The 13,208-nt window shown below is 45.9% G+C and carries 11 protein-coding genes and 1 tRNA gene; 10 read left to right on the top strand and 2 right to left on the bottom strand.

Features of this window, described 5'->3' with window-relative positions:
* The 7 genes from NZM04_09520 to NZM04_09490 form a co-directional block, all read left to right on the top strand.
* Positions 1-963 (top strand): hypothetical protein (locus NZM04_09520; GenBank protein MCS7064258.1); only part of this gene is annotated, 963 nt, incomplete at its 5' end.
* 101 nt (positions 964-1,064) lie between these two features.
* The gene (locus tag NZM04_09515) at positions 1,065-3,410 is read left to right on the top strand and encodes a YfhO family protein (protein MCS7064257.1); all 2,346 of its coding nucleotides are present in this window, start codon (positions 1,065-1,067) and stop codon (positions 3,408-3,410) included.
* A gap of 53 nt (positions 3,411-3,463) precedes the next feature.
* The gene (locus tag NZM04_09510; protein ID MCS7064256.1) at positions 3,464-3,967 is read left to right on the top strand and encodes an FHA domain-containing protein; all 504 of its coding nucleotides are present in this window, start codon (positions 3,464-3,466) and stop codon (positions 3,965-3,967) included.
* Between the two features lie 36 nt (positions 3,968-4,003).
* Entirely contained in the window at positions 4,004-4,690 is a 687-nt protein-coding gene (locus tag NZM04_09505) for a hypothetical protein (protein ID MCS7064255.1), read from the top strand.
* A gap of 21 nt (positions 4,691-4,711) precedes the next feature.
* The gene (locus tag NZM04_09500) at positions 4,712-5,038 is read left to right on the top strand and encodes a hypothetical protein (protein ID MCS7064254.1); all 327 of its coding nucleotides are present in this window, start codon (positions 4,712-4,714) and stop codon (positions 5,036-5,038) included.
* Positions 5,039-5,092: 54 nt separating this feature from the next.
* Positions 5,093-5,167: transfer RNA gene (locus NZM04_09495), tRNA-Asn, on the top strand.
* Positions 5,168-5,197: 30 nt separating this feature from the next.
* Positions 5,198-5,773, top strand: a complete 576-nt coding sequence (locus NZM04_09490; protein MCS7064253.1) for a pseudouridine synthase — start codon at positions 5,198-5,200, stop codon at positions 5,771-5,773.
* A gap of 81 nt (positions 5,774-5,854) precedes the next feature.
* Here NZM04_09490 and NZM04_09485 read toward each other — a convergent pair whose 3' ends face one another.
* On the bottom strand, positions 5,855-10,531 hold the full coding sequence (locus NZM04_09485; GenBank protein MCS7064252.1) for a putative Ig domain-containing protein: 4,677 nt from the start codon (positions 10,529-10,531) through the stop codon (positions 5,855-5,857).
* 153 nt (positions 10,532-10,684) lie between these two features.
* Complete coding sequence (locus NZM04_09480) at positions 10,685-11,089, bottom strand: DUF1232 domain-containing protein (protein ID MCS7064251.1); 405 nt, start codon at positions 11,087-11,089, stop codon at positions 10,685-10,687.
* Between the two features lie 91 nt (positions 11,090-11,180).
* Between NZM04_09480 and NZM04_09475 the strand changes: the two genes are divergently transcribed.
* The 3 genes from NZM04_09475 to NZM04_09465 all read left to right on the top strand — a co-directional run.
* Positions 11,181-11,573 carry a hypothetical protein gene (locus NZM04_09475; protein ID MCS7064250.1) on the top strand — a complete coding sequence of 131 codons (393 nt, stop codon included), beginning with the start codon at positions 11,181-11,183 and terminating at the stop codon, positions 11,571-11,573.
* Positions 11,574-11,587: 14 nt separating this feature from the next.
* On the top strand, positions 11,588-12,508 hold the full coding sequence (locus tag NZM04_09470; protein MCS7064249.1) for an ABC transporter permease: 921 nt from the start codon (positions 11,588-11,590) through the stop codon (positions 12,506-12,508).
* A partial coding sequence (locus NZM04_09465; protein ID MCS7064248.1) for an ABC transporter permease occupies positions 12,505-13,208 on the top strand: 704 nt, incomplete at its 3' end. The genes NZM04_09470 and NZM04_09465, both read left to right, overlap by 4 nt.

Raw genomic sequence — 13,208 nt, 5'->3', positions numbered from 1 at the left:
ACGGGAATCATCGTCAACGGCGGAGCAACATTCAGCGCTTCAATTGCTGTGGCACAAAACGCAGCCACAACGGGAGGTAGCAATGTAGGGAACCGTTATATCGGCACTACCGACACATCTGGGACTACAACCTTCTCAGGTCCTATCCAGTTCGGTACCTCCGTTACCGATACCTCCACTGGTGTCACTGTAGCCCCCAACGGAAATGTAACGCTTGATGTCCGTGCTCCAGGATCATCTATTGTCTCACTCAGCGGAGCGATTAATAATCGTTCTGGCTACACAGGAACATCAACCTTGGTTATCAATCCGGTTCCTGGGGGAGGAAGCCATCCCCACGCGAGTTATACTGCTCCCAACAACACTCCCACTGGACTCACTGGCACAGTCAGACTCGATCAAGCCGCTAACTCAAACTCAGTAGCACCAAATAGAATATGGATAGATGGCGGCACACTTCTCAAAACAGCAGCAAATCAGATTGGGGATAGCACAGCTATGATTTTTAGCGGCGGCACATTTAATACCGGAGGATTTCACGAAGGCACTGCAACCACACCCGGTATGGGAGCATTAACACTGGATGCCAATTCAACATTAGACATGGGAGCTGGAGCATCCTTTGTCCACTTTAACGGATACACAAACTTCGCTGGCAACACCAATACCCTGACTATAAACAATTACACCGGTGTTCCACATCTAGGGAACACAAACACCGACCGCATCTATTTTAGTGGCACACCGGGAGGATTTGCACCAGGTGAATATACAGATTCGCGATTCGTCTTCACAGGATTTGCTCCAGGTTACAAAATTATTCAACATGGTGCATCGCTGTGGGAGGTGGTTCCTATCCCAGAGCCCAGCACCTATGCTGCGATCGCATTATTACTCATTTCTCTCGTAATTTTTGAGGCCAGACGTCGCCAAAAAATCGGGATAAGCATAAAGAAGGGTTAAGTATTTTATTACTTGCCGCATTTATTATAGAGGGCTAAGCACTTAATCTAGTGCTGAAGGAGAAGTTATATTCGCTTACCAGTTGCCGATATAACTGGTGGTTGCTCATTGCCCTTGTGCTTGGGGCAATTCATTTTTTTGATCTAATCGATAATTCCAAGATCCTTTCATCAATCCATACTGACATAGCTGGCCAATTCTATTCTTGGAGGTCCTATGCCATAGATGAAATCAAAAGCGGGAGATGTCCTCATTATAATCCTTATTTATTCGGCGGTTTCCCGTTTATCGCAGGCACTCAGACTGGTATCTTTTATCCTCTTCATCTAGCTTATTTAATTTTTCCAATAAATTCAGCGATCGATTTTTTGATTGTTATCCATCTTCTCATTGGAGGGATTACTTTTTTTAACTGGGCTCGTTATCATTCAATCCCAAACTGTTGGGCAGCGCTAGGAGGGATCATTTGGTCACTATCCGGCGTCGTCTATCCACATGTTTATGCTGGCCACCTACCTAATATCAATTCGCTAGCATGGATTCCACTATGTTTCCATATGGTTGATAAAATCTTTAACACAATTAGCGAAAATCCGTTGAGTATTTTGCCTTTCAAAAAACTAGTGCCTTCCATTTTCGCTTTAGCATTTGGATTTTCGATGATATTGCTAGGCGGGCATATTCAATATCTATATTACCTCATTCTATGTCTTAGTCTCTATATCTTAATTTTGATGTTTCCGCGATTGATGAAAAAGCAGTGGCTGTCAGTTCTTTCTATAAGCTCTGTTTACTTAGCAGCTCTCGTTATTATGGCTAGTATAACAGCTATACAGTGGGTTCCTACACTCTTCAGCATGTCTGAAACACTTAGATCTAAGCTGACTTATGAGATGGCTTCCACTTTTTCATTTCCTATTGAAAATATACTAACTCTACTTCTGCCATACTATCTAGGTGATAATCTAAATCTTCCATATTGGGGAAGGCACTATTTATGGGAGATGCAAATATATTTCGGTATTATCCCTGCTATTGCGTTAATTTTTGGAGTTAAAAAGCTCTGGCACAGCAACAAGCCTTTAATTTTAATCTCTCTGATCAGCCTGTTCTTAGCACTAGGCTCTCAGACATTTTTATTCGATATTCTATATATGATTTTGCCGGGTTTTTCATCATTTAGAGGAACATCAAAGTTTACACACGTATTCTTGATTACTATGCTAATACTCTCCCTGAAAAGTATAGTCTATTTTTTAGAGGAAAAAAAGAAGCACAAGTTCTATATAAGAATTTTACTCGTGTTATCCTCTCTTAGCGCTGTTTTAGCTGTTTTTTTCCTTAATCCTAGCGGATTAGGAAGTCTCGTGAATGACCTTGTATACTTTCTTTTTCAGCACATTCAGCTAACTGGCGAAAGTTATTTCAAAATTTCTCCAGATTCTATAGCAGTTTTTATTCAAAAGGCAACAAGCTTTATCGGGCCTCAGCTCTTCTTTTTAGCGATAATTAGTGCTCTGATGGCTATATCTCTAGCTATCCCTAAGCTTTCATGTGAAATCAGAACTCTAATTCTAATAGTCGTAACTACGGTTGATATTCTGCTTTATACACGTCCACTCCATGTTTCCCATAAGCCAATCACTCTATCAAATGAAGCAAAGAAAATCCTCCAGGAGCTCCCACCCGAAGCTAGATTACATAATCCCTCCAATCCAAATATCGCACTGATGTATCGCTATCACGATCTCTGGGGACTAGACCCTTTTGTTTTTCGTCGCTACGCAGAGTATGTCACTTATTCGCTTGGCTTACCAGCTGACCGCGCTACCCAATACCTTCCCCAGCGTTTCCAATTTCACAGTATGCATGCTCCTTTGCGCCTTTATGGCATTGCAGATTTACTTTCAAATGAGCCTAAATGGATAGCTAAATCCCCTTTTAAAATCACGGACGAGGCGTTTCTCGTTTCGACTCTTCACATTGAGCCACACCCCACGTGGATCCTCTCAAGAATTGCAGACCCTGAATTTCGTTTTGATCAGGAGGCCGTGATTGAAAAGATCCCCGAAGGTTTTTTCTATAAGGAAATCACCCCAAACGTCCCACCTTCCACTGTGGAAATCCTCAATCGCAGTCCTGGTAAATATCATATAAGAGTTGAAGCTCACAATCCTGCGCTACTCGTCATTTCGACCAACTACTCCAAGGGCTGGCGTGCCTACGGGTTGCCCGACAGCGCCCAGTATCACTACACTCCCATCCCTGCCAACTACACATTCCTCTCCCTGCCAATTAACCCCGGCTCTCACAATATCATTCTTGAATACATTTCCCCCGGGTGGAATCTTGGCATTTGGATTTCGACTTCGGCACTAATCTTATTGCTAACCGCAATCCTGATATATCGATTTTCAGACCTGCCACTCGCTATTCTTAAAAAATAAAAAAAACGTAAAAAGAATTGCAACATCCAAACAAAGCGATAATTATCTAAGCCATGCCACAGCTCATAGCACGTAGCAGCGAGTTCCCTGGCCTTTCCTTCAACCTCACTCAAAATATTCACACTGTGGGACGATTAGAAGATAATGATATCGTCATACCCCATCCAAGTTTGTCTGGTCACCACGCAGAGCTTTCAACCAACGGGCAAGATTATACCCTTACCGATTTATCCTCAACCAACGGCACCTATGTGAACGAAGAACGGATTGATAAAATTAAACTTCGCTCTGGTAACATCATCCGATTTGGCAATGTTGAATTCCTCTATCAATCCGAATATTCCGGAGACGGCATACCTCTTCCAGAGCCCACCCCATTCCCAGACCTTTCCGACATAGAATATAAACCACCTTCTGCTGAATACAAAAATCTCGCCCAAAACCCGAAATCTGCCACAAAAAATATTCCATGGGTCTACCTCCATGCGCTATTCCTGATTCTTTTCATCGCTGCTAGCGTCTATTTCATAATCGTCGTATTCAACATCCAACTATGAAGTCTTTATTTCCACAACGTTTAGAACTCCGTTGCTATGACAAAAACTAAAAGCCCAATAGGACTCTCCACCCCACCGGAGGATCTCATTCCGGAAAAAAATACTCCGCCTGCTAGTTCCAACGAACCGCCTCATCCCGATGCCTATACTGCTGAAGAGATCGACCTCCGCCTTCAAGAGACAGACGAAGAAGTCCAGAATCTCATTCGGGATAAAAATCTCATTGATCGCAGACTCTCAGAGGCTGAGAGGCGGCAACGCGAACTGAATGAACTTCGAAAAAAACATTACGAATTCCGCGACAAATTCCAAAAAATCAACGAAAAGCTTCTACGAGATATTGTGAAAGTCGAAGCCCGAGCACAAGAGCTCGATAACGAACGTGAAACCATAAACATTATCCTTCGGAATTATGAGCAACAAAAACAAAATCTCGACTCCATAGATGAGAAAACTTGGTCAGCCGAAAATCTCCGTGATGAGCTCAACCGCGCCATGGCCATCATCGAGGAAGCGCAAGCCGTATGTGCAAACGCTGATGCACAAATTCAAGCTTGGCAACGCACCCACAGCTACTCTACCCATTCACCACAAGAGCGGACTCAGCCTCAGGTCCCTGCGCGACCATTCTCTTTTTTACACTACTGTCTGATGGGCTTTGCCTACTCTTTGCCCCTTATCATCACGCTTTTAATCATCGCGGTTATCTTTTTAACAAAGTAGTCTTGTTTGTTCTCTCAATTCATGTTTGCAATTTTAGGTAGCGATCCCATCAGGCGTGCTGAGCGCGACCTTCGCCTACAAAAAAGACGTCTTGCACGAGAGGCGCGAAAAAAGCAGCTTGAGCTCATCTACAAAAAGAAGATTGCCACTCACACGAAAGAAAAACTCCCCACATGGAAGATGGATGTGAGCTTGGAATCTTTTATTGAAGATCAAATACAAGAGCCTCCTCATCGTCAACTCCGCAAAACCCAGTATAAAGAGCGCAAAGAGCTCTTTATTCTTTTCATCGCATTTTGTCTTCTTACCTGGCTTGCACTTTGGCTCTTCCGTCGCACACTCGGCTAAATTTCCCCTTGCATTTCGGGTGCAGTTCGTTAATAGCTTAGTTTTCTGCAACATTCCGGAGTAGCTCAGCGGTAGAGCGGTCGGCTGTTAACCGATTGGTCGTAGGTTCGATCCCTACCTCCGGAGCCATAATTTCCCTGCGCTCACCATTAAGGTTTCATGTTAATCGCCTTTAACAAACCGTATGGGGTTCTTTCGCAGTTTACCAGCGACGGCACAGAGAAACCTACCCTAGCGCGATTCGGTTTTCCACCCCACGTCTATCCCATAGGACGCCTCGATGCCGATAGCGAAGGCTTGCTTCTTCTCAGCGATGAACCTCACTGGAATAAGCGTCTCTTACACCCTCGGCAAGCTCATCCTCGCACTTACCTTGCACAAGTAGAAGGGACGCCTAGCAATTTAGCTCTAGGTCTTTTGAAAAGGGGACTGGTTATCCGCGGGTATCGCACGCGCCCTTGTCAAGCCAAAATTTTGACATCGGATCCTCAACTTCCTGAGAGGATTCCGCCCATTCGTTTTAGAAAGACTGTCCCCACTGCTTGGCTTGAGATTACATTGACGGAAGGGAAAAACCGTCAAGTCCGCCGTATGCTGGCCGCGGTGGGGCATCCTTGTCTTCGGCTTGTTCGTGTAAAGATAGGCTTATTCTTTCTTGACGGCCTCGAGGTTGGGGAATGGAAAGTTTTGTCTCCAGCCGAGGAAGACATGGTTTTAGCTCGCCCTACTCCTTAAAAATAGGCGTCCAGTCAATCTCATCATTTTGAATTATAAGAGAGCGGGGGTGAAGAGCGCTTGTGTAATAATCGAAAAGCCTTAAGGTGCACTGCCTCCTAAATTGCTTTGTGCTTGTGTGACGTCTAGGGAGGTGATGTTGCCATCGGCGTTGATATCGTATCTGAAATTGGTGTTGGAAATAGGCTGACCGATGTGTGCTTGAATCGTGTTGACGTCAACTGCATTCACGCTGTTTGTGTTGTTGATGTCGCCGCGAACGATTCTAAAGCTGAAGGAGTTGTTGTTGCCGATCGTCGTCCCGTTAACGGTTGAGAGTTGAATAGTGTAGGTGGTGTTATTGGCGAGATTTTGAACGGGCACGCGAACAATGTTGTTATTTGAAAAGATGGGCGTGCCGAGTATTGTTGGATCAGAGGCCGTAATGCTTATGGTGGTGATATTGCTGGTAGCGGGTGAAAATATGAGCACAAGTTCACGGGAGACGTTATGACGGCGAGGATCAACGGTGGGGATGCTTCCGCCTAGAATTAACGGTATATCTCCTTGGAACCCTCCGTGCATGGCGCGAAGACGTGCTTGCGTGAGGAAGTAATTTATGGACGGAGGGGGAGCTGTAATAGCAATGCTCAGGGTGGACGTGGTCGTTCCTGCGGTATTAGTTGCCGTCAGGAGGTATGTGAAGGTTCCTGTTGCTGTCGGAGTGCCTGAAATAGTATTTCCTGAGATATTCAAGCCGGGCGCTGGGGTGAGAGGGGTGATGGTCAATGAAGGGGTAGGGGTTCCCGTAGCAGTGAGGGAGTAGTTATAGAGCTGTCCCATAGTTGCAGAGGAGCTTGTGGGGGAAGTAATAGTGGGCAAGGTGGCGGGTGTGATATTTAATGTAAATGTTTGTGATGCAGATCCGCCACAATTGTCGGTTACAGTAACTGTGACGGTAAAGTTTCCACTCTGTGTGGGGGTTCCAGTGATCTGGCCTGTTGAAGGATTTATGGTTAGTCCAGTTGGATGTCCGCTCATACTCCAAGTGACTGGGGAACAACCAGACGCGACAGTGGGCGCGCTGGGGGTGATGGGTGAAATCGGCGATCCCTGGACAATAGATGGGGGATTGGAGATCGGCGGTAATACAGGTGGGGCAGCAGGTGAGACGTTTAGTGTAAGCGTTTGAGAGGTCGTGCCACAGGAATTGGATGCATTGAGGGAGTATGTATATGTGCCAGGTGTAGTTGGTGTTCCGCTTAGGGTGCTGGCATTAATGGAGAGTCCAGGGGCAGGATTAATCGGAGTTATGGTGAGGGTGGGAGTGAGAGAGCTAGTCGCTGTAAGGGTGTAGCTGAATGATTGTCCTGCTGTTGTAGTGGCCGTATTTGAAGAGGTAATCGTAGGAGAGGAGTTAACAATTATGATTGTGACATATGGAGAGCTTGTGCCACTAAAGTTTGTCGCAGTGAAGGTTGCACTGTATGTGCCAGCAGCGGCTGTTCCGCTGATTACACCTGTGGAGGTGTTTAATGTAAGTCCAGTGGGTAAACCACCCAGATGAGCCCAACTGCTGGGGGAGTTGGTAGCTTGGAGAGAAACGCTCAAAGTTCCTGAAGCGCAATGGTTAATAGTTGATGGCCCTGTGATAACAGGTGGAGGTGGGCAAGTGGGGAGGTTTATATTTGGCAGAGCGATCCAAGATGCGTTGTTGGGTGCAGCCGATTGGCTTGCTACGACCTGGATTTGGAGATTGTATGTCGTGTTGGGGGTCAGCCCTGTTATTGTGTAAGTATTTGCGTTGACGGCTGGTCTAGAGGCGTTGGGGAGATTGGTCCAAGTTGATGCGCTTGAGATTTTGTATCGGATGGCAAGGTAATGGGAGGTTGTGCAACCGGAGGCCGAGGTCCAGTCGAGTTTGATGCTTGTGCAGTTTAGTGCTGAGGCTGTTGGGTTGAGAGAAAAGGCTGGGCAGGCTTGATTGGGAATAATTTGTATGGGAAGTGTAGACGAGACCGAGCCACAAGTGTTAGTGAGTGTGATCGTGGCGTTGAATAAGTTGGCCGAGTTGGGAGTGCCTGATATTACACCCGTTGAGGAATTGATGCTCAGACCAGGAGGCAGGCCGGTGGCGGAATAGGAGGTGGGATTAAAGTTGGAATCACTATTTCCCGAGGCGTTGTAGTTAAAAGCTTGTCCTACGAGACCATACTGTTGCGGATAGTTGGGTAGGGAAGTAGGATTAGAGCCAACTTTAATTGTTATGAGTTGAGGAACGATGCTGCCGCAGTTGCTTGGACCTTGAATGGCGATTGTGTAGGTGCCTGCAGATGAGAATGTGCCTTGCAACGTTCCACCCGAGGGTGAGGGAGTAAATGTAATGCCTGGAGGAAGTCCGCTCGCTGTGAGGTTTGCAGGCTGGCATCCCGTGGCTATAGTGATTGATGCGTTGAGGTTGTCGCCGACCACGGCACAGCTTGGCAACGATGATGAATTAATACAGGTAATGGTGGCGGCGGGTAGGTTTTCGTAATTGCCGACCGTTCCGTTTTGTCCGCCGGTAACAACGGCTGCTTGAATGTCGTATGTGCCGGGAGGCAAGCTCATCAGTGTGTAGGAACCAGCGCTGACCGCAGGACGTGATGTTACAGGGATTGTTATCCAAGTGGATGAAGACGAAGGTTTGTAGCGGAACGATATGTGAGTCGAGGATGGACAGATGCTCATAGGGTTCCAGGTGATTTGAATGGAGTTGCAAGTATCAGAGGACGTGGACATAGACATATTTGGAATAAAGCATCCTGGAGCGATGTTGATGCTCAACGGTTGTGATGCGATGAAATTACACGCATCAGTGACGGTGACGTTAGCTGTGAAATTGCCGTGAACAGTAGGTGTGCCAGTGATCTGGCCGTTTGTGGAATTGATCGTTAGGCCTGCTGGGAGATTCGTAGCAGAGTAGGTTGCAGGTTGTAAGTGGGTTGACACAGTAGCGGCTGGAACGTTATAGGTGAAGGGGTTACCTTGGGTTCCGCTTGCATTCGGGAGTGCAGGAAGAAATGGCGGATTTCCGACCTTGATGACCTTTTTGAATGTGCCGGAATGTCCGCAGGAATTGTTGGCGTGGATGTTTAGAGTGAATGTTCCTGCGGTGCTAAACGTGCCCTGAAGCTGTCCGCCATTTGCAGTAGGGATAAAATTAATTCCTGGAGGAAGTCCTGAGGCGGAAAGGGAGATGTTGTAGCAGTTGCTGAGTGTCGTGGCAGGAATGTTGACATTAATGGATTGGCCGGGGTGAGCACATGATGGGACATTGGATAAATCTACGTGGATTTCAATGAATTGTGCTAGGAATGCGTCGCTGGAATCAGATTTAGTAGTTTGGTAGGTATTTGCGGGGAACCCATCTGGCGTTATTCCGCCAACATACACTTTATTTCCTTGTCCGACACCAATCGCCATAGCCCCAGCGGGTCCATGCGTCGCACCGACTACTGTGCCCCATATCCTTTGGCCGTTGCTGAAATTGAACTTTGCCAAGTAGAAGCCTCCGTAAGTAGACTGTAAGTTGAACGCCCCTGGGGTTATTAAGTTACCTACATGATTATAGTTGGAAGTAATATAGACATTATTTTGAGAGTCTAAAGCTAGTCCCTTTTTACTAGGTGTATTTTTACCAGAATAATAACTTCCCCACACAAGCATTCCTGATGGGTTGAACCTGGCGATGACCGAGCCTGGATTACTTGGGTTAGCGTCAGTCGTCAATTGAAAACTCCCTGGCGTTACTAGACTTGAGTGCCCTGCCGATACTGAGGCGAAGAATACCAAATCACCGTTGGATGCTGCTTCGAGAGTGTTAGAGTGAAAACTATAGGATTCTCCAAAATATCGACTCCATAGTCTTTGGCCATTGGATGGATTAAAGCAGGCAATAAAATTAGAATTTGAGCCGGCGGGCGGTGGAGGAGTTTGCCCGAGCGTATCCATATTATTGCTAGAAGAAGTGATACCAGAGACGTAAACATTGCCGTTTACTCCTATTACAACATCTAACGCTTTGTCGTTTCCACTTCCGCCGATGTAAGTGGTCCAGATGAGAGTGCCGTTATTCGGATGAAATTTAGCCAAGAAGGCTTCTTCTTGATCAAGCCAGTTGGGAGCAGGCTTATGAACTGGAAGCGGGCCTGAATAATTTACTCCGCCAGATCCACAAATGTATATCCCATCGGATGCAATTCCTAAACCGTTAGCTTGATCCCAACCAACACCGCCATAGTAGCTTAGCCAGATGATTGATCCGTTATTCGGGTTGAGCTTTGCAACAAAGGCGTCGTATGATCCCCCGTGGGATACTTGATAAACTCCTGGAGTTGTTGGGAGCTGATCCCAATCTGTGAAGCCACAAACATATAGCGAATTATCCACTCCTACACCGATTTCAGTTATTTCGCGCAAAGGACCACTTCCTACTGGAAAACGAGTAGCCCATAAGCGATCACCATTCGGATTAAAACAAGCGATGAAAGGATTTCCTTGCGTATAAGGAGCACCAGGGCTTACCAAAGGCGATGTATTACCTTCCGATCCTCCATAGCCAACTATGATTACATTTCCATTGGAAAGGACTAAGATATCGTTAATAGTTTCAGATCCGTGTCCGTGTCCGTAATATGTTGCCCAAGTAAGACCTGGCTGTGCCTTAGTTTCAAGAAAAAAACAACCAAAAAGCAAACTATACAACAACAGAAAAGTGAATTTTTTATTTGTTTTCATGCTAGTAATATATGATGCTAAATAAAAAATGCAACAAAAAAAATGCGTTTTATTTTAAATTTTCTTGACCATCTTGGCAAACTAACTGCCTTACACCCTATGGATCGAGTAGATATAAATTACGCAATAATTTTAATCTTAACTTTAATTAGCTCAAGGTTTGGTGGATATTTTATCCCAATTTGCACCAATGAACAAAGCGTAAGCACGTAAATCCTTCTCATACAGCGTTAATACCCCTCTGACTACGGCAGAGTCATCTGCATGGCCAAGTGGATGTATGTGATCGGGGATTAGATCTGAGACATTGTGTGCGTAAATAATCGCAAAGGCTATTGCAGCTACAGCAACTATTGGTAAGTCGATGTAGGCTTCTTCGAGTGAATCCTCTAGTGCATCTGAGAGAAACTCGAGTTGGTCAACTAAATGAGGATAATTGGGGTCCTTAATTTGTGTGAATTCTAATTTTAACATTGGTAAACGATGTAAGAGATTCTTGAGAATACGTGGAGTTATTCTCTCTGCTCCGTGGGCTATGAATTGTGTAATATCAGACATAATTGAAGGTTAAATTAGTTGAAATTTTTTCGCAACGCTAATCCCTAAAATAATCGCTTCAGTTTTTTCCGTAATGTTCTAAAGTCCAAATATGATTCCAGACCTGCAAGGTTCACTCTTGTGCGAGGACGTTCGAATGGAGGCCAGTGGATCCAACACCATCGTTGGTGTCGTCAATTTTATCGGCGCACCTAGCTTGCCAATCCGAATATTTAAAGCTTGTGTCTGGACTCGATGGTGTTCTGGCAGCGGCCAATACACTCAAGTTACGAAAATAGTAGCTCCTGATGAGGAGACCGTGATAGGCGAGGCGACGATTCAATTCGAACTGAAAGACGTAGAAAGTCACACCACCAACGTGAATGTTTTCACGGGGCTTGAATTTAAGGAGTATGGCATTTATCACGTTGAAATTCTACTCGATGGGCAACTTAAGATCCGCTATCCTGTCAATGTTATCCGAATTCCTCCTCCCCACGCATAATCCGAGCAGAATCCATGTTGAGCTACCTCCTGCGGCGTCTGTTGCTGGCTATTCCTGTTTTGTTCCTTGTGGTCACAATTACTTTTTTCTTTATGCGGCTCTCCCCGGGAAGCCCATTTAGTCTGGATCGAGGGACTATCCCACCTAGAGTTCTTCAGGAACTTGAAGCACGTTACAAAATTTCCGGTCCTGTGCATGAACAGTATCTCTATTACCTCATGGATCTACTTCGTGGGGATCTTCGGCTCTCAACCAAATATCGGGATCGTTCGGTAAACGAAATCTTGGCCCAGACTTTACCGATCTCCATGATGCTAGGATTTTCCGGACTGTTGATAGCCCTTTTGATCGGCATCCCGCTTGGAGTCGTTGCTGCGACCCATCATGGTCAGACGACCGACATCTTCACGCGCTTGATCGCTTTAGTAGGCATCTCTACCCCTAGCTTTTTGCTGGCACCATTACTAATCCTCATGTGGGGCATCTCAATTCCAATTTTTCCAGTTGCAGGATTCGACTCGCCATTGGCTTTAGTCTTGCCTTCCTTGTGTCTAGGGTTACCTGCAGCCGCTGCGATTGCGCGATTGATGAGGACTTCTTTGCTCGAGGTGCTCTCCTCTGACTTTATCCGCACCGCACGAGCGAAGGGGTTGTCGGAAAATAAGGTTGTTTACAAACATGCCCTGAAAGTCGCCATTCTTCCGATTATCTCGTATTGCGGTCCGCTTGCAGCACATTTGTTAACGGGCTCAATCGTCGTGGAAACTATCTTTCACATCCCTGGTATGGGGCCTTTTTTTGTGAATAGCGTTCTTAATCGTGATGTCTTTTTGATCGGAGGTGTCGTTTTGACATTCAGCCTGCTCCTGATTCTTTTTAATTTAGTTACAGATCTGCTTTACACCTTTGTTGACAAACGTATCCGACTTTCATGAATGTGCATCAGGATTCAGAATCACGACAGTTTCCTCTATTGTTCTGCCTTCTTGGAATAATCGTAGCTTTTGCAGTGATTGTGCCATGGATCAGCCCTTACGATCCTTCTGCGCGGTCTGAACGTCAGTTTTCACCGCCATCTTGGGAACATTGGGGAGGCACTGATCTACATGGTCGAGATGTGCTCACCCGTGTAGCTTATGGTCTGCGGATCACATTGTTAGTAGGAATCACTGGGGCAACGATAAGTCTGATGATCGGAGTGACAGTAGGAGCGCTTGCGGGCTACTTCGGCGGCTGGATAGATAATCTCTTAATGCGTCTAGTGGACACATTGTATTCGCTACCGCGACTGATTTTTGTCATTCTGATTATCACCTTGCTGGATAAACCTACCACGAGCCTTCTTCACGAGCTCAACCTCCATGCTCTACTTCCGCACGCACGCATTTTGCTTCTTTTCATCGGATTAGGCTGCGTCGAGTGGCTCACCATGGCACGAATCGTGCGTGGACAAGTCCTGATGATTAAGGAATTACAATTTATCCAAGCGGCTCGGGCGCTCGGCCAAAATCATTTTGCTATCTTGTGGAAACATATTCTACCACAGGTGAGGGGGATTGTGCTGGTCTATTTGACGTTGACTATTCCTACCGTGATGCTGGAAGAATCTTTCCTGAGCTTTTTGGGGCTGGGTGT

The sequence above is a fragment of the Candidatus Methylacidiphilales bacterium genome, assembly GCA_025056655.1.
Lineage (GTDB): Bacteria > Verrucomicrobiota > Verrucomicrobiia > Methylacidiphilales > JANWVL01 > JANWVL01.
This window is presented reverse-complemented; position numbering and strand designations above follow the sequence as displayed.